Source organism: Pseudomonas sp. HLT2-19-2 (genome assembly GCF_054898005.1).
Genome location: NZ_CM142712.1, coordinates 624,545 through 647,827, shown reverse-complemented (window position 1 = coordinate 647,827; position 23,283 = coordinate 624,545). Strand labels below are relative to the sequence as shown.

Annotated in this window: 19 protein-coding genes and 2 pseudogenes; 1 reads left to right on the top strand and 20 read right to left on the bottom strand. The window is 59.8% G+C overall.

Going from position 1 to position 23,283, the window contains the following annotated elements:
- Positions 1-89 precede the first annotated feature (89 nt).
- Positions 90-527, bottom strand: coding sequence for a D-aminoacyl-tRNA deacylase (dtd, locus tag ACYZTU_RS03085; RefSeq protein WP_461967920.1), 438 nt, complete (start codon positions 525-527; stop codon positions 90-92).
- Positions 524-1,495, bottom strand: coding sequence for a prolyl aminopeptidase (gene pip / locus ACYZTU_RS03080; RefSeq protein ID WP_461967918.1), 972 nt, complete (start codon positions 1,493-1,495; stop codon positions 524-526). Before pip ends, dtd begins: the two co-directional genes overlap by 4 nt.
- A gap of 515 nt (positions 1,496-2,010) precedes the next feature.
- Here pip and ACYZTU_RS03075 point away from each other — a divergent pair.
- Positions 2,011-2,406 carry a DUF6124 family protein gene (locus ACYZTU_RS03075; RefSeq protein WP_461967915.1) on the top strand — a complete coding sequence of 132 codons (396 nt, stop codon included), beginning with the start codon at positions 2,011-2,013 and terminating at the stop codon, positions 2,404-2,406.
- Positions 2,407-2,511: 105 nt separating this feature from the next.
- On the opposite strand, the pseudogene ACYZTU_RS03070 reads toward ACYZTU_RS03075, so the two are convergent.
- The 18 genes and pseudogenes from ACYZTU_RS03070 to ACYZTU_RS02985 all read right to left on the bottom strand — a co-directional run.
- Positions 2,512-2,646: pseudogene (locus ACYZTU_RS03070) on the bottom strand (HU family DNA-binding protein); the annotation flags it as partial.
- A 60-nt stretch (positions 2,647-2,706) separates the two neighbouring features.
- A complete protein-coding gene (locus ACYZTU_RS03065; RefSeq protein WP_461967913.1) occupies positions 2,707-3,837 on the bottom strand; it encodes a hypothetical protein in 1,131 nt (376 codons plus the stop codon).
- Positions 3,821-4,051, bottom strand: coding sequence for a hypothetical protein (locus tag ACYZTU_RS03060; RefSeq protein ID WP_461967911.1), 231 nt, complete (start codon positions 4,049-4,051; stop codon positions 3,821-3,823). The genes ACYZTU_RS03065 and ACYZTU_RS03060 overlap by 17 nt, the downstream gene beginning before the upstream one ends.
- Position 4,052: 1 nt before the next feature.
- Positions 4,053-5,183, bottom strand: a complete 1,131-nt coding sequence (locus tag ACYZTU_RS03055; protein ID WP_461967909.1) for a hypothetical protein — start codon at positions 5,181-5,183, stop codon at positions 4,053-4,055.
- Entirely contained in the window at positions 5,167-5,373 is a 207-nt protein-coding gene (locus ACYZTU_RS03050; RefSeq protein ID WP_461967907.1) for a hypothetical protein, read from the bottom strand. Before ACYZTU_RS03050 ends, ACYZTU_RS03055 begins: the two co-directional genes overlap by 17 nt.
- A gap of 26 nt (positions 5,374-5,399) precedes the next feature.
- Positions 5,400-6,530, bottom strand: coding sequence for a hypothetical protein (locus tag ACYZTU_RS03045; protein ID WP_461967906.1), 1,131 nt, complete (start codon positions 6,528-6,530; stop codon positions 5,400-5,402).
- Positions 6,514-10,146, bottom strand: coding sequence for a toxin VasX (locus tag ACYZTU_RS03040; protein WP_461967904.1), 3,633 nt, complete (start codon positions 10,144-10,146; stop codon positions 6,514-6,516). Before ACYZTU_RS03040 ends, ACYZTU_RS03045 begins: the two co-directional genes overlap by 17 nt.
- Complete coding sequence (locus tag ACYZTU_RS03035; protein ID WP_461967902.1) at positions 10,143-11,009, bottom strand: DUF4123 domain-containing protein; 867 nt, start codon at positions 11,007-11,009, stop codon at positions 10,143-10,145. The genes ACYZTU_RS03040 and ACYZTU_RS03035 overlap by 4 nt, the downstream gene beginning before the upstream one ends.
- Positions 11,006-13,006 carry a type VI secretion system Vgr family protein gene (locus ACYZTU_RS03030; RefSeq protein WP_461967900.1) on the bottom strand — a complete coding sequence of 667 codons (2,001 nt, stop codon included), beginning with the start codon at positions 13,004-13,006 and terminating at the stop codon, positions 11,006-11,008. Before ACYZTU_RS03030 ends, ACYZTU_RS03035 begins: the two co-directional genes overlap by 4 nt.
- A gap of 97 nt (positions 13,007-13,103) precedes the next feature.
- Positions 13,104-14,036, bottom strand: coding sequence for an alpha/beta hydrolase (locus ACYZTU_RS03025; protein WP_461967898.1), 933 nt, complete (start codon positions 14,034-14,036; stop codon positions 13,104-13,106).
- Positions 14,036-14,578, bottom strand: a pseudogene (locus tag ACYZTU_RS03020) (glycine betaine ABC transporter substrate-binding protein); the annotation flags it as partial. The gene ACYZTU_RS03025 and the pseudogene ACYZTU_RS03020, both read right to left, overlap by 1 nt.
- Positions 14,579-14,692: 114 nt before the next feature.
- Positions 14,693-15,496 (bottom strand): N-formylglutamate deformylase, encoded by an 804-nt coding sequence (gene hutG / locus ACYZTU_RS03015; RefSeq protein WP_461967896.1) that lies wholly within the window; start codon positions 15,494-15,496, stop codon positions 14,693-14,695.
- A gap of 10 nt (positions 15,497-15,506) precedes the next feature.
- Entirely contained in the window at positions 15,507-16,712 is a 1,206-nt protein-coding gene (gene hutI, locus ACYZTU_RS03010) for an imidazolonepropionase (protein ID WP_461967894.1), read from the bottom strand.
- Positions 16,713-16,729: 17 nt separating this feature from the next.
- On the bottom strand, positions 16,730-18,139 hold the full coding sequence (locus tag ACYZTU_RS03005) for an amino acid permease (protein WP_461967892.1): 1,410 nt from the start codon (positions 18,137-18,139) through the stop codon (positions 16,730-16,732).
- A gap of 72 nt (positions 18,140-18,211) precedes the next feature.
- Positions 18,212-19,744: a histidine ammonia-lyase gene (hutH, locus tag ACYZTU_RS03000; RefSeq protein WP_461967890.1), complete on the bottom strand. Its 1,533-nt coding sequence runs from the start codon at positions 19,742-19,744 to the stop codon at positions 18,212-18,214.
- Between the two features lie 132 nt (positions 19,745-19,876).
- The gene (locus ACYZTU_RS02995) at positions 19,877-21,400 is read right to left on the bottom strand and encodes an HAL/PAL/TAL family ammonia-lyase (RefSeq protein WP_461967888.1); all 1,524 of its coding nucleotides are present in this window, start codon (positions 21,398-21,400) and stop codon (positions 19,877-19,879) included.
- A 165-nt stretch (positions 21,401-21,565) separates the two neighbouring features.
- Positions 21,566-22,396 (bottom strand): quaternary amine ABC transporter ATP-binding protein, encoded by an 831-nt coding sequence (locus ACYZTU_RS02990; protein ID WP_461967886.1) that lies wholly within the window; start codon positions 22,394-22,396, stop codon positions 21,566-21,568.
- A complete protein-coding gene (locus tag ACYZTU_RS02985) occupies positions 22,393-23,244 on the bottom strand; it encodes an ABC transporter permease (protein ID WP_461967884.1) in 852 nt (283 codons plus the stop codon). The genes ACYZTU_RS02990 and ACYZTU_RS02985 overlap by 4 nt, the downstream gene beginning before the upstream one ends.
- Positions 23,245-23,283 lie beyond the last annotated feature (39 nt).

Genomic DNA, 23,283 nt, shown 5'->3' with positions numbered 1-23,283 from the left:
GTTACAACGCATCAAGGGGATCAAAGTATTTATTGCGAAAAACCCCTGTTTTCAGTCGAAAAGGGCTTAAAAATATGTTTCAAGCGCTTTCAGGTCTGTAACAGGAAGGTTACCGGGCCATCATTGACCAGGTGCACCTGCATATCCGCGCCGAATCTACCTGATGCCACAGTGCCATGCACCTGTTTCGCCTTCCCTAATAGATAGTCGAAAAGTTCCTCGCCCAGGGCCGGAGGGGCAGCGGTCGAAAACCCCGGACGCAACCCGCTCCTGGTATCGGCGGCCAGGGTGAACTGTGAGACCAGCAGCAACCCACCACCTACCTCCGCCAAGGACAGATTCATCTTGCCCTCGGCGTCACTGAATACACGATAGTTAAGCAGCTTATGCAGAAGTTTGTCGGCGCTGGCGCGTGTATCCTCAGGCTCTACCGCGACCAACACCAGCAAACCCTGATCGACGGCACCCACCACTTCCCCCGCTACCTCGACTCGCGCACCACGCACGCGTTGCAGCAGGCCCTTCATGCTTCTTCAGGGGCCAGGTCGAGCAGACGATGGGCCATCTGATCGGCGGCGCGAACCAGTGCATCCGTAATGCCCGGCTCGGAGGCGGCATGGCCCGCGTCACGGATCACCTGCAATTCACTGTTCGGCCAGTTTTGATGCAGTTCCCAGGCGTTATCCAACGGGCAGATCACGTCGTAACGGCCATGGACAATCACACCGGGCAAATGAGCGATCTTGCCCATGTCGCGGATCAGCTGGTTCGGCTCAAGGAACGCATTGTTGGTGAAGTAGTGACATTCGATACGGGCAATCGACAGGGCGCGCTGAGGTTCGGAGAAGCGATCGACCACCAGCGGGTTCGGGCGCAGGGTGGCGGTCCGGCCTTCCCAGGTGGACCAGGCTTTAGCCGCATGCATCTGGGCGATCTGATCGTTGCCGGTCAGGCGTTTGTGGAAAGCCGAAAGCAAGTCGTCGCGCTCGTCCAGCGGGATGGGCGCGATGTAGTCCTGCCAGTAATCGGGGAACAGACGACTGGCGCCGCACTGGTAGAACCACTCGATTTCCTGCGGGCGGCAGAGAAAAATCCCGCGCAGAATCAGACCGTGCACACGCTCCGGGTGAGTTTGCGCGTAGGCAAGCGCCAGGGTCGAACCCCACGAACCGCCGAACAACACCCATTTATCGATGCCAAGGTGCTGGCGAATCCGCTCAAGGTCGGCGACCAGATCCCAGGTAGTGTTGTTTTCCAGGTTCGCGTGGGGCGTGGAACGACCGCACCCGCGCTGATCGAAGGTCACAATGCGATACAGGTTTGGATCGAAATACCGACGGCTCTGGGCATCACACCCGGCGCCGGGGCCGCCGTGGATGAACACTACCGGCAAACCTTTCGGTGAACCGCTTTCGTCGACATACAGCGTGTGGGTTTCATCGACGGCCAGATCGTGCCGGGCGTGGGGTTTGATCTGCGGGTACAAAGTCTGCATTGCGCGCTCCGTAAGGGGTCGAGGTCATCCCTGGGGGGACTTCTATTATTCTGCCGTCCGGCATCATAAACCCGAATTACGCCGATGAGCATGCCTTGCAGAGTCAGAGTTTTTCAGCCGGTTTTTTCAGACTCGTTCTTGCCAACATTTCGGTAGTTAAACACCGCTAGACAGCGTTTGTTTAAAACGCCTCAAGGTTACTTCCTGCAAGCTACAACACCTTGCGTCGTTGCCTACGGCTACGCCAGAATCCGCCGGCTTGTGCGCCTTGGGGGCGGTCGGTAACTTGGTTCCTGTCACTGCCCATCAGTGATCGGGTTTAGCAGCCCGTCTTGACGAAGCGCATCTGCATCCAGACAGTCAGGTCATTTCATGCCTGCACTTTATGGTAGCTGTGCGCAGGGCGCCCTCGGGCGCGCCGGATTCGTCTCCACCGGTCTGCTAACCTGCGCACAGCTGCCACCCTGCGTTTAGCAGCGATTCGGTGACGGCTCCACGTTGTTGGAGAATTGAATATGTTCAAAGTCACACCCAACCCACCCGACACCGATCCGGTCTCTCCCTACGAAAGCCCCGACTCAAACAAACTCAACGAAGCCGCCGAGCGCGCCCTCAACCATCACTTCCCGCCAGCCGACCCCAAACCACCAAAACGCAACGGCCAGCTCTTCAGCGTCTGCCCGGGCATCAACCCTGAAACCCTTCTCGCCAATGCCTCGGAAGATTTGCTGTCCATCAGCGCCATCGCCGCCAACCTCGCCGACGATGTGGACGGTTCCCGCCGCTCCGTAGCCTTGGCGCTCAGCCGCATGGCTGACGGCGTGCATTTGTTGGTGGAGCGAACGCTGGATCATCTGGATGAACCCGAGATGGCGGCGATTTTCGCCAAGCAACAAAGTCGAGTCAGCTGATTCGTCAGGCATAAAAAAATGGGCACCCAACCTCGTTGGCGTGCCCATTTTTTACCCGCTCACTCGCTACGCGGGAAGTCGGTGCGTGTTACGGTCTTTCAACGATTAGCCTGGCTTGAACGCAACAGTGTTGCTGGCCTTGATTTTGACGGGCTCACTGGTTTGCGGGTTTTTGCCGGTGCGGGCACCGCGATGGCGTTGCAGAAAGGTACCGAAGCCCACCAGCGTGACGCTGTCCTTGCCGGATCAGTTTCGGATGTTTTTCCTGATAGTCGAGCAGGGTTTTACGGTTGTAACAGCTCATGCGCGACGTTTGTCCGTCGGATTCAGGCGCTGAACCTCGGCAAAAATATCGGTGATCGGGCGTCGCGGTTGGCGTTTATGCAGCTGTCGGACCTGATGGCTCAGGCGCAGCAGTTCTTCACTCGGTTTCGCCCATTGTTCCTTCGGTAATGGCTCGGACCATTGGCGCATCACTTCGGGCAAGGCGTGCGGGGCCATTTTCTGGAGGCGGCGGACTTCCCATTCGGTCAGGTGGTTGGGAATCGTCCACAGGGTCATGACGTGGTACAGGTACCAGAAGAAGCCGGACACTCGACCACGTTGGCCGTCGCGGATTTGCTGATGCATACGCGCGCGGGCGTTGCGGAAGGTGTGCAGGCCTTCGTGGGGCGGGTCGTCGGGGCCTTGCAGGTCTAGCGGGTCCTGGATGGATTTGAGGTCGTGGATTTCGAATTCCATGTAACCGCGAATCGCTTCCCAGTGGCTGATGGCCAGGGAAAGACCGAAGCAGGGGAATTCGACGCTGGTCAGGGTCTCGCCGTGCTGGAAACCAATGCCCATGCCGTATTGGCGGTGGATGCCGTATTGGGTGGCGCCTTGAGCTTCGATGACCCAGGCCGAAAGGGATTCCCAGGGGACGAAGACGGGGTCGGTGGCGTCTTCGGGCATGAAGCAGACTTCGCGGCGTTGGCGGTTGAAGCGGGTGGGGATGATTTTGAGGCGTTTTTTGTGGTTGTGGTGCCAGACGCCGAGGCCGATGAGTAGGGTCCAAAAGCCAGTTTGTATGGCTAGCGGGTAGGACGCATGGAAGATCCCTTGTATGGCATGAGAAATATCGTCCCAACCCATCCCGAATAAAAAAAACATGAAGCCGCCAATCAGGGGAAACAGGAATGCAATCATAAATGCGCCGCTGAATGGCCCGCCTAATATGACCTGCCATGAAAATATCTGCGGTGATCCCACCCCGAAGTCCATGTACACATCATTTAGTTCCCCGATATGCGGGCCATGCGGCGGCAGCGGTGTCGGCAATGGCAACGGCGCGAGATAGGTGATTCTCCCACTGGGAAACGGTTCGACATCGCCGGCTTTGCGGGATTGCTCAAGGTGCGGGGAAGGCAGAGGCATTTCAATCTTGGTGGGCATGGTCGGCCAGCTCCAGCAGATGGGTTTCAACCAGCAACAACGGTGGATGCTCGGTAACGGATTGACGAGGCAACGAAGGAAAATGGTCCTTGCCGCGCGGGTTGAGGTGAATAACGTCAGTCAGCGATTCCCACACCCCCTTGGCGCTCAAGGTCTGGATGCAGACGGCCAGCTCCAGTGTTTCGACATCGGAGCAAATACATTGAAAAAACAACTCATGCGTGACGTTTGTCGGTCGGATTCGTGCGCTGTACCTCGGCAAAAATCTCGGTGATCGGGCGTCGCGGCTGACGTTTGTGCAGGGCGCGAACGTGCGCGCTCAGGCGCAGCAGTTCTTCGCTCGGCTTCGCCCATTGTCCCTTCGGAAGCGGTTCCGACCATTGGCGCATCGCCTCGGGCAACGCCTGTTGGCCCATTTTCTGGAGACGGCGGATTTCCCATTCGGTCAGGTGGTTGGGAATCGTCCACAGCGTCATCACGTGGTACAGGTACCAGAAGAAGCCGGACACTCGACCACGTTGGCCGTCGCGGATTTGCTGATGCATACGCGCGCGGGCGTTGTGGAAGGTGTGCAGGCCTTCGTGGGGCGGGTCGTTCGGGCCTTGCAGGTCTAGCGGATCCTGGATGGATTTGAGGTCGTGGATTTCGTATTCCATGTAGCCGCGGATGGCTTCCCAGTGGCTGATGGCCAGGGAAAGACCGAAGCAAGGGAATTCGACGCTGGTCAGCGTCTCGCCGTGCTGGAAGCCGATGCCCATGCCGTACTGGCGGTGGATGCCGTACTGGGTGGCGCCTTGGGCTTCGATGACCCAGGCGGATAGGGATTCCCAAGGGACGAAGAGCGGTTCGGTGGCGTTTTCGGGCATGAAGCAGACTTCGCGGCGTTGGCGGTTGAAACGGGTGGGGATGATGGCCGCGCGTTTGTTGTGATAGTGGAGCCAAGTGCAGAGGAGGATGGCTAAGGCGGAGAAGCCGGTAACTAAGGCATATCCATAGATGGCGAAGAATAAATCAATAACAAATTCCCATGTGTATGCGAAGTCATATCCGAACATAAGGCCCACGCAGCCAATTGCTGGCGGGATTAGGAACGCGATCATGAAGGCTCCGCTGAAGGGCCCGCCTAATATGAGCTGCCATGAAAACACTTGGGGCGATCCCAAGCCAAAATCCATATACACCTCATTTAGCTCCCCGATATGCGGACCGTGCGGTGGTAGCGGTGTCGGCAGTGGCAACGGCGCGAGATAGGTGATTCTCCCATTGTGAAACGGTTCTATATCTCCGGCTTTTCGAGGTTGCTCCAGGTGCGGTGCATTCATGGGGATATCAATCTTGGTGGGCATGGTCGGCCAGCTCCAGCAGATGGGTTTCAACCAGCAACAGGGGCGGATGCTCGGTGACGGATTGACGGGGCAACGAAGGGAAACGCCCCTTACCGCGCGGGTTGAGGTGAATAACGTCAGTCAGCGATTCCCACACCCCCCTGGCGTTCAAGGTCTGTATACAGACGGCCAGCTCCAGTGTTTCGGACATCGGAGCAAATACATTGAAAAAACAACTCATGCGCGACGTTTGTCGGTCGGATTCGTGCGCTGTACCTCGGCAAAAATCTCGGTGATCGGGCGTCGCGGCTGACGTTTGTGCAGGGCGCGAACGTGCGCGCTCAGGCGCAGCAGTTCTTCGCTCGGCTTCGCCCATTGTTCCTTCGGTAATGGCTCGGACCATTGGCGCATCACTTCGGGCAAGGCCTGCGGGGCCATTTTCTGGAGGCGGCGGACTTCCCATTCGGTCAGGTGGTTGGGAATCGTCCACAGCGTCATGACGTGGTACAGGTACCAGAAGAAGCCGGACACTCGACCACGTTGGCCGTCGCGGATCTGCTGATGCATACGCGCGCGGGCGTTGTGGAAAGTGTGCAGGCCTTCGTGGGGCGGGTCGTTCGGGCCTTGCAGGTCTTGCGGGTCCTGGATGGATTTTAGGTCGTGGATTTCGTATTCCATGTAGCCGCGGATGGCTTCCCAGTGGCTGATGGCCAGGGAGAGGCCGAAGCAGGGGAATTCGACGCTGGTGAGGGTCTCCCCGTGCTGGAAACCGATGCCCATGCCGTATTGGCGGTGGATGCCGTATTGGGTGGCGCCTTGAGCTTCGATGACCCAGGCCGAAAGGGATTCCCAAGGGACGAAGACGGGTTCGGTGGCGTCTTCGGGCATGAAGCAGACTTCGCGGCGTTGGCGGTTGAAGCGGGTTGGGATGATGTGGAGGCGCTTTTTGTGGTTGTGGTGCCACACACCGAGGCCGATGAGCAGCATTAAAAAACCGCCCTGTATGGCTGGTCCGTACGCCTCATTGAATACTCCTTTTATGGCATGAGTAATATCGTCCCAGCCCATGCCGAACAAGAAAAACATGAAGCCGCCAAATAGAGGTATTAAGAATGCAACCGAGAAGGCAACACTGAATGGTCCCCCTAATGTCATCTGCCACATAAAGACTGGCGGTGATCCCAGCCCAAAGTCCATGTACACCTCATTTAGTTCCCCGATATGCGGGCCATGCGGCGGCAGCGGTGTCGGCAATGGCAACGGCGCGAGATAGGTGATTCTCCCACTGGGAAACGGTTCGACATCGCCGGCTTTGCGGGATTGCTCAAGGTGCGGTGCAGGCAGGGAGCTATCAATCTTGGTGGGCATGGTCGGCCAGCTCCAGCAGATGGGTTTCAACCAGCAACAACGGTGGATGCTCGGTAACGGATTGACGAGGTAACGCAGGGAAATGACCCTTACCGCGCGGGTTGAGGTGAATAACGTCAGTCAGCGATTCCCACACCCCCTTGGCGTTCAAGGTCTGTATACAGACGGCCAGCTCCAGTTTTTCGGAAGCCGGGGTAAATTCGCTGTCAGGATCCACGGGATATTGCAGGCACAGCACTAGCCGATCGGGTCCTGTTTGTACGATGCGCAGGCTGGCCGTGATTTCATCGCTGATAACGTCCTTGCGCTCTCTCGGCGTGCCACGGCTGTGGAGAGGAATGGCAATGCGGTGGGCGCCGATCCCCAGGCGATGAGCCGGTTGTCCACTCAACGGTGGCTGGAAATCGCTGAGCTTGAGCCTTGGCAGCACCAAGTGAATGTCGCTGGGCTTGGCTTTTAGCAGGAAGTTTTTCAGCCACGAATCATGCTCGTTCGGGCCCAGTTGCGTATACGGGGCGTTCAGCAAATAGGCCAGATAACGCTGATATTCATCCAGGGCATGGTCGCCGCGATGATCGGTGTCCAAGCTCCAGGGTGTGGTTTTCAGCCATTTATCATGGGCACTGATGTTGTAACGGTTGTACAGCCAGGTTCCACCCAACTCCAAAATGGTGAACAGGGCACCGGCCAGATTGAACCGGAAGAACACGGTGGACAAACGGGTACCAGCCGCGGCCCAAGCAGCCGTTCTTGCTGCAGCGTTTCTGGCAATTGCTACGCTATACCCCGCGTGTAAGGTATGACCTAAGCCATAGGCATTGACGGTCGTCATGCCGGCCGCGCTCGCTGCAGCGAGCGCTGCACTATTCTGCGCAGCAGCATTCCCACTACGCGTCGCCTGTTGCCAATTCTGCTGTTGGGTATTGAGACTAACCACTGAAGAGATAAAACCGAAGCCGTAGGTGAAAATGCCCAGTCCAACATGCAGCTTGCCCATCTGCACATGCAAATTTTGCAAGGCGTGGTGTTGAAGACCCGCGACGAGCGCAACGCTACGTGCCTTTAACGCTGTATCGGCGAGACTTTGCGCCGCAGTGAACCCAGCGGCCCCGGTGGTCATCGCTGCATTAAAAACGGGCATCCAGACTCGCTTGTTCCTGGATTGGTTGGTCAGTTCCCTTATAACCGAAACCAAATTCACCCCCTGCACCAAAAACACCAACAACCCCATCCCCTCGCTCCGAATCAAATTCGCATTCGGCACACTCTGAACCCCCAACCGAATATCCTTCAACAAACTCCGCACCTCCAACTGCTGCGCCGGCGGAAACACCGCCGTCACCCCCGCCCGAGCCGGCGTCGCGCCATACAGGCGCGCCGACTGATCCGGCAACTCCGCAATCGGGCTCAGCGCCCCAGCCAACTGGCCTTCGAGCTGCGTCAACTGCCCACGCACCCGCACGATCTCACCCTGCAACTCCACCGCCCGTGGCGTCTTGTGCCCCTGGCGGTTTTTGTTGTGGGTGAGCTGGTTGCGTTCGCGGGTCAGAGTTTTCAGGTAATCGCGTTCCCTGAGCAGTTCCTTGAGGTTGGTTTGCAACGCCGCGTGTTCTGCTGGGCTGGCGACAGTAAAGGTCACCCCGGTGGTTTTCGCCGCATCGAGTAGCCGCCCCGACAAGGCTTTGGGCAGGCGCCGGAACAGTTCGTCGAGGTCGGGGATTTTCTCTCCCGCCAGATCGAACCCTTCCAGCGCCCGACTCAGACCTAGGTTCAGCGCCGGGCTGAGGCTGTGCTGCGCTGCGTCCGCGACGGCGCGGGTATGTTCGGGCAGGTCGTCGAGGGCCGGCAGGTGCGCTTGTTCGATTTTCTGCAGCTCGCCCAGCCAGTGCGGCAGGTTGTTGAACACCCCCATGCCGGCGTTGAACAGCGTGGCGTATTGCGCGGCCCGTTCTGGCTGAAGACGCAGGGGCAAGGTGTAGAACAGTGGCCGGGTCAGTTCAGGGTGTTTCTCCAGATAACCGAGGAGGATTTCGCTCGCGTGGTCACTGCGGCAGATGTCCTTCAGGCAGGCGTATTCGGCGGTGAAGGCCTGGTGGAGTTGCTGTTGATCCTGCGCGTCGTAATACCAGGCCGAGCGATGGAAGCGACCGGCACCCACCAGCAGGGTGCGGTCGGCGGTGATGCGCTCAAGCAATCGGTTCCAGCGACCAAGGTCGTCGCGATGCTGAAACAGCGCCGCGTCCATGGCCGGCCGGTCGATGAAATCGTTGACCCCGCGTTTGCCACTGAAGCTGGAGCCTTCGAGCACATCAATGATGCGTTTGTTTTGCTCTTGGCCGAGTTTTATCAAGGTATCGAGGTGACGTTCGACGAAATCGTCGGGGGCGACCTTGAAATGTTGGCGCGTGTAGTAACGGCGGTCTGCCTCGTCACTGGCGCGGCTATGGGCGGTGAAGTCAGGTGTGGCGCCCTGGTACTTGGCGAATTTGAACGCTTCGGCATGCGCTTCTTTACGCGCCTGCTCCAGTGCCGGGGGCACGGGAGCGTCCAGCGACTCGACCTTGCCGCCCTTGTTCAGGTAATCCAGCAAGGCTTTGCGGGTGTGCTCCCGATCCGGTTCGGGCAACTGTTCCAGATCGTCAAAAAGCGCCTGGACTCGCGGATCGTCGCTGGCGTCGACCAGATTGCCGATATCCCCGGGACTGAGCCGGCTCAAGGATTCGATGTAGCAAGCCAACAGGTAATCGCGTTCGTTGTGGTCGGTATTGCTCCAGTCGTCGACCCAGCCGACTACGGTGTCCTGATACTCGGCCAAGTCGCGCAACACGCCGAGGTCGTCGTGCACCACAAGGAACAGCGTGTCGTCCTGATAAGCCGGGCGCACCCGCCCGAGAAACTCGCCGATGTGCGCCTCGCGAAAGCGCCGCGGCTGCTCCCACAAATAGAGTTCACGTTCGTGCGCGGGGGCATCGCTGACATGCACCGTCGGCAATAGAACGGCGTCCGATGGCGACTCGGCTTCCTGTTCCGTACGGTCTTGTGCGGCTTGGGCCTGCCGGGCCGGATCGGTCGCAATCTCCGCCAGCCACTGTTTGCCTTGCGCGACCGTCAGTAGGTGTTCGCCGCCAGTTTGGCAATGCACCGGGCCGAGATCGACGGCTTGCATGAAGTGGTCACGCTCGTCGGAGTTGTCGAGCACTTGCGTGCATTTGGCCGCGGTCCACTGCACTTCGGCGAAGGTCACATGCAGGGTGCTGCGCCGCGAAAACACTAGGGCCGGACGCTCCTCGATAGGCGTGCGCTGATCGCCATCGACCTTGGCGCCCTTGTGCAGCAAGGCGCTGACCAGTCCGTTGAGCACGCGATATTCATGCAGGTGGCCGGTGACGCTGTCGATGACATACAACCAGCCATCGCGCAGTAAACGAATGCCCAACGGGCGGGTCGTCAGGGTATAGGGCAGCTTCAGCTCGGCACTCGGGTCGAGGGGCTTTTCCACCAATCCGTAACGCAAGGGCAGTAGCTGCACATGGGTTTGGCGCAAGGGGCAAGCACCGGGAGAGCCGATGGCGGTTTTTGACGCGGCGGCGGCAGCAAGGTTGGCAGGGTGGGTCATGGGCGGCTCCCTTGACTGGCCCAGCGCTGGGCCAGGTCGGCGGCCAACGCGATGCGCTCGCCGGGTGATTGCAGTGAGGGCGTATGGATCAATCGAGCGATAGACGGATGCTGATCGAGCGCTGTACCGCCCAGCCAGGCCATGACGTTGGCGTAATACAGAAGCTCGGATTGACTACTCAAGCCCAAGGCGCCGGCCTCGGCCTCCAGTTGTTCGAGCATTGGCCAACGCTGAGCCACGGTTTCGCCGCCATGGCGTTCGGGAAAGTAGTTGAGCAAATGGGCGTCGAGTTCGAGCAACGCGCGGCGCCGATCAACGTGGTCCAGCACTGCATTCAGTTCAGGGCTCAGGCGATAGGGCGTGGCCAGTTCCGGGCATTCGGGCAGTCGGGGTTGATGACGCTGCCATTTGGCGCTGACGTTGTCGGCCATCACCACGCAGGAAAGGGGACCGAACAAACGCTGATCCCCACTGCCGAACAACGCCTGCGCCACTGCCGCATCGGCCAGACGCAGGACCACCGGCAGACCGTCGGGCAATTCAACGGTCAGCAGTTTGCGCAAGTGTTGGGCGACGTCATGCGCAGGCGTGGTGCTGAACAACAGCACGCCCCACTCTTCGTGCGCCTGTTGCAGATAGAACTGAAATATCGAATCGTCAGGCTGTTGGACCGCCACCAGCAGCGGCGAGATATTCCGCAGCGCAGTGAACGGCGCACAGTCATACAGCGCAACGGTGCTCGCACCGGGGTTCAGTTGTTTCAAGCGTTCCGGCAAATCGCCCAAGCTCGCGCCGTCCAGCAGCAGGAAAGCCTGTTGCTCGCTCCAGGGCAGGTCTCCAGGCAATGAGGTCAAAAGCTTCATGCTTGAGCGGCCTCGCATATCAGGCAGCGAGAAGCGCGGGTTGAAATCAACGCATGGCGTTGCTGGGCCGCATCGAACGTCACTTTCAGCAGGGGCAAGGCGCCCGGCATCAGGGGCTCGGCGGGTATACCCACGGCCGGGGCGCCGCCCACTAGAATCGGCACGCTGCTGAAAATGCCTTCCGGCCCGAGCGTCAGCCAGTGACCGCCCGCCTGGACTGTCAGGTGCACACCGCCGTCGATGACGACTTGTTGGCCTGCATTGAGCTGAATGTGCTGAGTGGCGTTGAGTAGGTGATTGGTGGTCTGGATGTGGCGGTCGCCATGGACCAACAGGTGGTCGTCCTGTTTGAGTTCGGTCAGGCGGTTGCCGTGGGTGAGGTGCTGTTCTTCGCCACGCAGGTCGTGGCTGGCGATGCCGCCGACCACCACGGTGCGTTGGTTATCGACTTGAAGGCGTTCATCGTTGAGAACGAGTTGGACAAAATCGCGCTGGGCACGCAGGGCAATTTCCTCGGCGCCTTTCCTGTCCTCGATGCGCAACTCGTTGTAACCGCCGCCACCGGGACTGCTCTGGCTACGGAAAATACTGCGTGTGTGCTCAGCCGGCAGATCCAGTGGTACGGGGGTTGAGGCGTTGGGCAGACAGTTGAGGATAAAAGGTTTGTCGGGGTCGCCTTCGGTGAACCCCACCAGCACTTCCATGCCGACCCGAGGGATCAGCACGCCGCCATAGCGGTCATGGGCCCAGCCGGTGGCGACACGCAGCCAGCAGCTCGATTGCTCGTTGTGCTGACCGTCGCGGTCCCACGGCAGTTGAACCTTTACCCGACCGTATTCGTCGCAGTAGATCTCTTCGCCGGGCGGGCCTGTGACGACCGCCTGCTGGTTGCCCGTTATTCGCGGCTTGGGGTGTTCAAGAGCCGGCCTGAATAGGACGTCCCAAGGTGTCGCGACGAAGTGGTTACGGTAGCCCTGAATGAAACCGTCCTGCGGACTGGCATCGGTGATTGATTCCTCAAGCACCTGGGGTTGCAGGCCAACATGTTCGACTTCAGTCAGAAGCCACAGGCCATTCCGGTCAGCGCGTGGGTGTTCGGTCATCTCAACGAAATGGCCGCTGCGCATGGCACTCTGATCGCTGCGCCCTTCGGCTTGCTGGTAATCGGCGCGGTGGCGTTCCAGTGCCCGATTGGCCAGATGTTTACCGCGTTCACGATGGGTGAACTGACCTGGGAATCCATAATCCTCAAGGTGCGGCAGCAGCGGATTTTTGGCCTCGCTTTCCAGTTTCAGGCGCGGTTTTTCGAAATCGTAATCACGACGGCTGACGTGGGTCGGTCGGGTTTCAAGTCGCAGCTTGAAACGATCAATCACCGGCGCTTCGGCAACCATGCCACTGCCTGGCATGTACGCGGTTGACTGGGAGGGTTTCGAGAAGCTGGTTTGATCGTCGCCGAACACCAGCACATGCCCATCGGCGCTGTGCTCAAAATGAAAGTGCAGACCTTCTTCCTCACACAACCTTTGGAGGAAATGCAGTCCGGTTTCGTACTGCACGCAATAGAGCCGTGGTCGGTACTCGGCGCTGAGTTGGAAGCGCCAGGTATCGGGCTGCATCCCTTGGCCGTTCAGCACGCTGGCGATGATCTGCGGCACGCTCAGGTGTTGAAAAATACGCTGGTTATGGCAGTGGGTGAGGTAGGCGAGCCGGGGCACGAGGGTCATCTGATAACGGGTCAGGCGTTTGCCTGAATCGGCTTGGGCGATTCGATAGACCTGCCCGTGAATGCCGGCGCCGTCAGGACCGAAGCGCAGAAAAGCCGAGCGATGCAGCAGAGAATCGAGGTCAAGGTCGGGGCGCTCGCTGACCAGTTCGAGTTTGACTTCGTAAGGCTGGTTAAGCGCTTCCTTGGCGCGGAATTCGAGTACCTGAAGGTCGTGGGGAAAACCTTCAATGTCGAGTTTGAAAACGACCTGCTTGGCATCGCTGAGCATCCACATGTCCCTGTGTCTATTTGTAAGCACGGGACTTTGCGTGGATCTACCAATTCGCGCAGTCAGACGAATCGATATTTAGCGTAGGACGCTTCCGTTAAGCCGAATGGTTGTCGAATATCGTTTTCAAATAGCCGATCAGCGTTTCGTAGAGCGCGTCGACCTCGGCGACCTGCCCCCGAGCCCGCAGACAGCCGTGAACCAACCCTTCGCCGTAATAAAGCGTCGCTGCCACGCCTGCTGCGTTCAGTCGCTCGGCGTAGAGCACACCGTCATCGCGCAGCGGGTCGAATTGAGCCACGGCGATCAAGGTCGGCGGCAAACCACTGAAATCCTCGGCGAGCAACGGCATCGCATAGGCACCTGGCTGTCGGGTGCCGCGCAAGTACAAGGCGTGATAACAATCCAGATCGCTGCTGCTGAGCAAGGGAGCATCGATGCATTCACTGCGCGATGGCAATCGCTGATCACCGCCCAGCCCCGGATAAATCAGGACCTGCGCAGCCGGCAATGGCTCGCCCGCATCGCGCAACGCCAGACACAACGCAGCAGCAAGGTTGCCACCGGCGCTGTCCCCGGCCACCAGCGTTCGCTCGGGATCGAGCAGCAATGGCCCGGCCCGTAGCGCGCGCCAGACCCCCAGACAATCCTCGAACGCCGCCGGAAACGGATGTTCCGGCGCCAACCGATAATCGACGGCGATCACCAGCACGCCGAGCGTCGACGCCAGTTCGGCGCAGATGAAGTCGTGGGAATCCAGGTCGCCCACCACCCACCCGCCGCCGTGCAGATACACGATGCAGGGGCAACCGCTGGTCAGTGGCGAAACCGGCGGTTGATACGACCGCACCGGCACGCCCGCCAATTCAAAGTCGACCACATAAAGCCCGGCAGGACGCGGCGGAGTAAACGCCCGGCACATCCCGCTGTAGGCCTGACGCAAACCGGTGAGGTTGCTGTCGGTGCTGTTGAAGCTGACGGTTTTCTCGACGAACGCCGTCATCTGTTTGGATAAAGGATACGCCGCCATCAAGGTTTCAAATTGGCCTGAACGGTTGCCACGCCATCCTTGCCATCGAAACTGCTGACACCCGCCAGCCAGCGCTGCAAATCTTCCGGATGGTCGCGCAGCCATTGTTTGGCAACGTCCTGAGGCGTCCTGCGCTCCATGATCGGCACCATCAACTGGCTTTCCTGGGCGGCGGTGAAGGTCAGGTTTTCCAGCAGGCGGTTTACGTTCGGACAGCGCTGGGCGTAGTCCGGGGCGGTCACCGTGGAAACGGTTGCGGCGCCTTCGTTCGGGCCGTAAACGTCTTCGCTGCCGGTCAGGTAGGCGATCTTCATGTTGATGTTCATCGGGTGCGGGGTCCAGCCGACGAACACCACGAATTCCTTGCGATTCACTGCCCGTTGTACGGCGGCAAGCATGCCGGCCTCACCGGACTCAATCAGCTTGAAGTCCTTCAGGCCAAAGCGATTGGTCTCGATCATGGTTTTGAGGGTGGTGTTGGCGCCACTGCCCGGCTCGATGCCGTAGATCTTGCCACCGAGCTGATCCTTGAATTTGGCGATGGCGATGGCGATGGCGATGAGGCCATCACATTCAACATTGATGTTGAATGTCAGTCCGCCATCGTCGGATCGCCGCCCGGAGCAAGCTCGCTCCCACAGGGTATGCGCCAGGCTTTAGCGTTTGTGATGCTTTTGGCCCCAAGCCAGCAGCCCTTGCAGCAATTCCTTGAGCACCACCTGAGTCGGTGCCGCCAGATCCGGGCGATAACGGTACGGCTCGAACTCTTCCATGTATGTGCACTGGCCCAACTCCAGTTGCACCGCATGGATGTTCTCGGCCGGATTGCCATAATGGCGAGTGATGTGGCCGCCCTTGAAGCGACCGTTCAGCACATGGCTGTAGTCGCCGTGGCGCGCGCAGATGGCTTTCAGCTGAGTGGCCAACTGTGGATCGCAACTGGCACCGTTGAAGGTGCCCAGATTGAAGTCCGGCAGCTTGCCGTCGAACAGGTGCGGGATCACCGAGCGGATCGAATGCGCATCGAACAGCAGCGCGTAACCAAACTCGGCTTTCAGTCGCGCCAGCTCGTTTTGCAAGGTGTTGTGATATGGCGTCCAGACCTGCTCCAGATAAGTCGCTCGTTCCGCCGCTGATGGCTCCATGCCCTCACGGAACAACGGAATGCCGTCGAACAGCGTCGCTGGGTACAGGCCGGTGGTCGCGCCGACATACAAAGGCTTGTCGTCAGACGGTCGGTTCAGGTCGATGACAAAACGCGAGTACTCGGCGGCCAGGGTGCTGGCGCCCAGCTCGGCAGCAAATTCGTAAAGCTGCGGGATATGCCAATCGGTGTCCGGCAGGCTTTTCGCGTCGGGGATCAACCCCGCTTCCAACGCCGGGGTCAGACGCAGGCCGGCGTGGGGCATGCTGATCAGCAACGGTACGCGGCCTTGTTTGAAGTTCAGAACCTTATCCACAACTGCTCTCCTAAACGCTTGTTTCGACGCCGTGACGCACGACGCGTTTTTCCAGGTCACCGCCCAGCCAGTACGACAGATCGGCCGGACGATCGATTTGCCAGGCGACGAAATCCGCGACCTTGCCGACTTCCAGCGAGCCGTGAGTCTCGGCCATGCCCAACGCGGTGGCAGCATGAATCGTTGCACCGGCCAGCGCTTCTTCCGGGGTCATGCGGAAACAGGTGCACGCCATGTTCAGCATCAAGCGCAACGACAGCCCCGGTGAGGTTCCAGGATTGAGGTCGCTGGCGATGGCGATTTTCACCCCGTGTTTGCGCAAGGCGTCCATCGGCGGCAACTGGGTCTCGCGCAGGAAGTAGAAGGCGCCGGGCAGCAACACCGCGACGGTGCCAGACTTGGCCATGGCGATGGCGTCGTCTTCGGTCATGAATTCCAGGTGATCGGCCGACAGTGCGTGGTAACGCGCCGCCAGACTCGAACCGTGCAGGGACGACAACTGTTCGGCGTGCAGCTTCACCGGCAACCCGAGTTGTTGTGCGGTGACGAATACGCGCTCGACCTGCGCCGGCGAAAACGCCAGGTATTCGCAGAACGCATCCACCGCATCCACCAGCCCTTCGGCGGCCAGGGACGGAAGCATCTCGGCGCAGATGTGGTCGATGTAGTCGTCGGCGCGATCCGCATACTCCGGCGGCAAGGCGTGAGCGGCCAGGCAGGTGCTGCGCACGCTGACCGGCAGTTCGGCGCCAAGACGGCGAATCACCCGCAGGATCTTGCGTTCGCTGGCCAGGTCGAGACCGTAGCCGGATTTCATCTCGACCGTGGTCACGCCGTCACGCATCAGGCTTTTCAGGCGTTTGACGGCGCTGGCGAATAACTCGTCTTCGGTCGCCGCGCGGGTGGCGCGTACGGTGCTGGCAATGCCACCACCGGCTGCGGCGATTTCCGCGTAGCTGACACCCTGCAGGCGTTGTTCGAATTCGCCGCTGCGGTTGCCGCCAAACACCGTGTGGGTGTGGCAGTCGATCAGACCCGGCGTCACCCAGGCCCCTTTTAGGTCATAGACCGCCGGGTATTCGCCCGCCGGCAGCTCACTGCGCGGGCCCACCCACTCAATGTGCGCTCCTGACGTCACGATGGCCGCATCCTCGATGATCGAGTAGACGCCTTGCGCCATGGTTGCGACGTGGCAGTGTTGCCAGAGAGTTTTCATCCGTGGCCTCCGTTAGGTTATCGATGAGAAAAAGAGGGTTCCTGCTCCACCGGTACTGCCTTCCCTGCCGCCGGTTTCACCCACGTCAGGTAGGCCAGCACCAGCAACACAATCCAGACCACGCCGACGATCAGAGCTGCCTGGGTGTCAGGGAAATAGCCCAGCACGCCGAAGATGAACAGCATGAAGGCAATCGCCGCCATCGGTGCATAGGGCCAGAACGGCACCGGGAATTTCAACTGTGCGACCTGCTCCGCGCTCATGGAACGACGCATGGCCACTTGGGTGAACAGAATCATCAACCAGACCCACACCGTGGCAAAAGTTGCGATGGAGGCGATCAACAGAAATACGTTTTCCGGAATCAGGTAGTTCAGCAGCACGCCCAGCAGTAGCGCACTGCTCATCACCACTACCGTCAGCCACGGCACGCCATTGCGCGACAACCGGGCGAAGCCCTTGGGCGCGTGCCCTTGCAGGGCCAGGCCGTACATCATGCGGCCAGCGCCGAAGATGTCGCTGTTGATCGCCGATATCGCCGCCGAAATCACCACGATATTAAGAACAGTCGCCGCCGAACTGATCCCCAGATTGTCGAAAATCTGCACAAACGGGCTGCCCTGGCTGCCGATCTGCTGCCATGGGAAGATCGACATCAGCACGAACATGGTCAGCACGTAGAACAGCAAAATACGCAGCGGTACGGCATTGATCGCCCGGGGCAGCACGTGCTGCGGGTCTTTGGCTTCACCGGCCGTCACGCCGATGATTTCAATGCCGCCGAACGCAAACATCACCACCGCGAACGAAGCAATCAGGCCGCCCACGCCATTGGGCATGAAGCCGCCATGGCTCCAGAGATTGCTGATGTCGGTCGCCTGGGCGCCGGGCGCAGTGCTGATGCCGAACAGCATGATGCCGAAGCCACCCAAGATCATCGCGACGATGGCCGCGACCTTGAGCAGCGACAGCCAGAACTCCATTTCACCGAAGACTTTGACGTTGCACAGGTTCAAGCCGCCGACCACCGAGACGATGCCCAGTACCCAGATCCAGCGGTCGACTTCCGGAAACCAGAAGCCCATGTAAATACCGAACGCGGTGACGTCGGCCATACCGACGATGACCATTTCAAACGCGTAGGTCCAACCGAGGATGAAGCCCGCCATCGGCCCAAGGTAAGTGCTGGCGTACTGGCCGAAAGAGCCGGTCACCGGATTGTGCACCGCCATCTCGCCGAGGGCGCGCATGACCATGAACACCGCCGCACCACCGATCAGGTAAGCCAACAGTACCGCAGGCCCGGCCATTTGAATGGCCGAGGCAGAACCGTAAAACAGCCCGGTGCCGATCGCCGACCCCAGTGCCATGAAGCGAATATGTCGGGCAGAGAGCCCGCGTTTCAAACCCTTTTCTGGCTGTTGCATTGCTCGTCCCTAATTATTCTTATTGGCAGAAATGATCGTTCCCACGCTCCCGCGTGGGAACGATCAGCAGACTTACAGGCTAGGCAGCAACTTCGCCGGTACCAGCGCGTTCAGGCAACGGGTCGCCAACAACTCGCTCGCCGCGTTGATGTCCGGCGCAAAGAACCGGTCCTTCTCATAGAACGGCACTTCTTTACGCAGAATCGCCCGGGCCTCTTCCAGCTTCGAAGAAGTCTTCAAACCATCTCGCAGATCCAGACCCTGGCACGCCGCCAGCCACTCGACCGCCAAAACGCCGCGAGTGTTTTCGGCCATTTCCCACAGACGCTTGCCGGCAGCCGGGGCCATCGACACGTGATCTTCCTGGTTCGCGGAAGTCGGCAGGCTGTCCACCGAATGCGGATGGGACAACGCCTTGTTCTCGCTGGCCAGTGCCGCCGCGGTCACTTGGGCGATCATGAAGCCGGAGTTCACGCCGCCATTGGCCACCAGGAACGGCGGCAGTTGCGACATGTGCTTGTCCATCATCAGCGAGATACGACGCTCGCTCAGGGAGCCGATTTCAGCGATGGCCAGGGCCATGTTGTCAGCGGCCATGGCCACCGGTTCGGCGTGGAAGTTACCGCCGGAGATCACGTCGCCTTCAGCGGCGAAGACCAGCGGGTTGTCCGAAACGGCGTTGGCTTCAATGGCGAGCACTTCAGCGGCTTGACGGAACTGGGTCAGGCAGGCGCCCATGACTTGCGGCTGGCAGCGCAGAGAGTACGGGTCCTGAACCTTTTCGCAGTTCTGGTGCGAGTCGGAGACTTCACTGCGCTCACCCAGCAGATCGCGGTAAGCGGCAGCAGCGTCGATCTGGCCTTTCTGACCGCGAGCGGCATGAATCCGGGCGTCGAACGGCGAGCGCGAGCCCAGCACGGCTTCGACGGTCAGGGCGCCAAGCGCCACAGCGCCAGCGAACAGGTCTTCACCTTCGAACAGACCACGCAGCGCGTAAGCGGTGGAAACCTGGGTGCCGTTGAGCAGCGCCAGACCTTCTTTCGCCGCCAGGGTCAGCGGGGTCAGACCGGCGACTTTCAGCGCTTCAGTCGCTTCCATCCATTCGCCTTTGTAGCGAGCCTTGCCTTCACCCAGCAACACCAACGACATGTGGGCCAAAGGCGCCAGGTCGCCGGATGCACCGACCGAACCTTTCAATGGAATATGCGGGTAAACCTCGGCATTGATCAGGGCGATCAGGGCGTCGATGACCTTGCGACGAATGCCCGAGAAACCACGGCTCAGGCTGTTGACCTTGAGCACCATGACCAGTCGAACCAGCGCATCGCTGATCGGCTCGCCGACACCGGCGGCGTGGGACAGCACCAGCGAGCGCTGCAGGTTTTCCAGGTCTTCACTGGCGATACGGGTCGAAGCCAGCAGGCCGAAACCGGTGTTGATGCCATACGCGGTGCGGTTCTCGGCGAGGATCTGTTCCACGCAGGCAACGCTGGCTTCAATCTGGGCCGAGGCACTGTTGTCGAGGGTGATTTTGACCGGCTGCTGATAGATATCACGCAGTTGGGCAAGGCTCAGTTGGCCGGGAATAAGGTTTAACGCAGTCATTTCGTGCTCCTTTTGAGAGTTTGTCTTCTTCTTAGGTGAAGAGTACTCACCAGACGCTCCGGAGATGTCCGTTGTCCGTCGCTTCCCACCTTTTGGGGGGCTGCGCCTTGGCACGCTGGTGTTTTGTGGAAATCAGTTCAGGTTAGGTAAAGCGTTGTGCAGCAAAATCGGGTCTTTCAAAACGGCGGCGGCACTGGCGATGTCCGGTGCCAGCCAGCGGTCCTGATCGTAGGCCGGGACCCGCTCGCGCAACAGACGCCAGGCCGTATCGGTGCCGGCGCCGAAGCGTTGTTCCTTGAGAAATTCAAACGCCTGAGCCGCCAGCAGGTACTCAATCGCGAGGATCTGCGTGCAGTTTTCCAACGCGCGATGCAGCTTCAGCGCGGCATTGGTGCCCATACTCAGATGGTCTTCCTGCAGGCCCGAGGTAACGTAGTTGTCGAGCACTGCCGGTTGCGCCAATTGACGGTTTTCCGCACACAGCGAAGCGGCGACGTACTGGACGATCATCATGCCGGAGTTAACCCCCGGGTTGGCCACCAGGAATGCCGGCAAACCGCTGACATGCGGGTTGATCAAGCGGTCCAGGCGACGTTCGGCGATGGAGCCGATTTCGGCCATGGCAATCGCCAGCAAATCCGCCGCCAATGCCACTGACTGGCCGTGCGGGTTGGCCTGGGACACCACCCGGAAGTTGTCCGGTGTGCCAAGCAGCAACGGATTATCGGTGCAACCGTTGAGCTCGGTTTCGATCTGTTGAGTCGCGTGCGCCAGTTGATCCCGTGCAGCACCGTGGACGTGCGGAATAGAACGGAGGCTCAGCGCATCCTGCGTGCGGATGCCTATGCTCGAAGCAATCACTTCACTGCCATCCAGCAACGCCCGCAGATTCGTGCCAACTTGCTGCATGCCCGGATGCGGCTTGAGCGCGATGATCTCGGCATCGAACGCAGCAATCTGCCCGCGCTGGGCCTCGAAGCTCATGGCGCCGATCACGTCAGCCCATTGCAGCAGGCGCGTGGCATCAGCAATCGCCAGGCAGCTGAGGCCGGTCATGCACGGCGTGCCGTTGACCAGGCACAGGCCGTCTTTGGCGCCGAGCTGAACCGGTTGCAAACCTTCTTCGGCCAGAGCTTGTTGCACAGAAACAATCTGCCCGCGATAGCTGACATTGCCGACGCCCAGCAGCGCGATGCTGATGTGCGCCATGTGGGTCAGGTAACCGACCGAACCCTGGGACGGCACTTGCGCAGTGATACCGCGATTGAGCAACGCCAGTAACGCTTCGACCACCCGACGGTGAATGCCGGATTTTCCTTGGCTGTAATTGAGGATTGCCGCACACATGATCGCGCGGGTCTGCTCGTCGGCCAATGGAGCGCCAACGCCACAGGCGTGACTGAGCAAGGTGTTGCGCGACAGTTGGCTGAGTTGCTCGTCTTTCAACGAGACGTTGCACAAGGCGCCGAGGCCCGTGTTGACGCCATAAGCACGTTCGCCGCTGACGACGATGCGCTGGACGATTGCTTGGGCATTCTCGATCCGCGCCCAGGCCTGTGGCGACAGCTCAAGCTGTGCGCCATGGCGGGCTACGGCGACCACATCCTGCCAACGCAGGTGGTCGCCTGCGATAACGATTTTTTCAACCTGGGACATCTGGAGCCTCATACCAATTCTGTTTTGATCGTTCCCACGCTCTGCGTGGGAATGCCGCCTGGGACGCTCTGCGTCCCGTTGTCAGCGCAAGGTCCAAGCCCTGCGAATGTGACGCGGAGCGTCACGGGATGCATTCCCACGCAGAGCGTGGGAACGATCATCACCTCAAACCACAGCCGCGCGCCGCTGTACGAACCGATCCACATACTCATCCGCCGGCGAATGCAGGATCTCTCGCGGCGTACCCACCTGAATCAGGCGCCCGTCCTTGAGAATCGCAATCCGGTTACCAATCCGCACCGCCTCATCAAGGTCGTGGGTGATGAAGACGATGGTCTTGTGCAAGGTCTTTTGCAGCTCCAGCAACTGGTCCTGCATCTCTGCGCGGATCAGCGGGTCGAGGGCACTGAACGCTTCGTCCATCAGGATGATGTCGGTGTCCGCCGCCAACGCGCGGGCTAGACCTACACGCTGACGCATACCGCCGGAAAGCTGATGCGGGTATTTGTTTTCGTAGCCCTTGAGGCCCACGGTGTTGATCCAGTGCAGCGCGCGTTCGGAGCACATTTGCTTGCTCTCGCCACGCACTTTCAGGCCGTAGGCAACGTTATCCACCACGGTCTTGTGCGGTAACAGACCAAAGCTCTGGAACACCATGCTGATTTTGTGCCGACGAAATTCGCGCAGGGCTTCCATGTCGTATTGCAGGATGTCCACGCCGTCCACCAGGATCGCGCCGCTGGTCGGGTCGATCAGGCGATTGAAGTGGCGTACCAGAGTGGACTTGCCGGAACCCGACAGGCCCATGATCACGAAGATCTCGCCGGTAGCGATGCTCAGGGACAAGTCGTTCACGCCGACCACGCAGCCGGTTTCGGCCAGCACTTGATCCTTGGTTTTGCCCTGGCCAATCATGGCCAGCGCTTCCTTGGAACGGTTGCCGAAAATCTTGAAGACGTTTTTGACTTCGATCTTGCTGACGGCTTCGTTGTTCATTTGCTCACCTCATGCCGTGGCCGACCGTATGCTTGAGTAATGCGGTCGATAACCACTGCCAGAATCACGATCGCCAGACCAGCCTCAAGACCACGCCCGACGTTGAGGGTCTGAATCCCCACCAACACGTCTTCACCCAGGCCACGGGCACCGATCATCGAGGCAATCACCACCATCGACAGGGCCATCATGGTCGTCTGATTGATCCCGGCCATGATGCTCGGCAGGGCCAGCGGAAGTTGCACGCCAAACAGTTGCTGCCAGCGGTTGGCACCGAAGGCATTGATCGCTTCCATCACTTCACCGTCGACCTGGCGAATGCCCAGATCAGTCAGGCGAATCAGCGGTGGCGCGGCGTAGATCACGGTGGCGAAAATCGCCGGAACCTTGCCTAGACCGAACAGCATCAGCACCGGGATCAGGTACACGAAACTCGGCATGGTCTGCATGATGTCCAGCAGCGGCATCAGCACCGAACGCAAGCGATTGCTACGTGCCGAAAGAATGCCCAGCGGAATGCCGATCAGCACCGAAATGACCGTCGCGACCATCATCAGCGCCAGCGTCTGCATCAGCTTGTCCCAGAGGCCAACCGCGCCTACCAGGAACAGCAAACCGACGATCACCGCGGTGGTCACGACTTTGCGGGTCGCGTGCCAGGCAACGCCCGCCACGATCGCCAGCATCAGCCACCAGGGCGCCGCACGCAGCAGCCCTTCAAGATTGACGATGGCCCACAAGAGGGTGTCGGAGATGCTGCGGAACACGTCGCCGTAGTTGGTGACCAGCGAATCGACCCAACCGTTGACCCATTCGGCGATGGAAAAGGTAAAGCTTTCGGGAAACATAAGAGACTCTCAATCAAGGGGTTGCGATCAAGCGTCCGA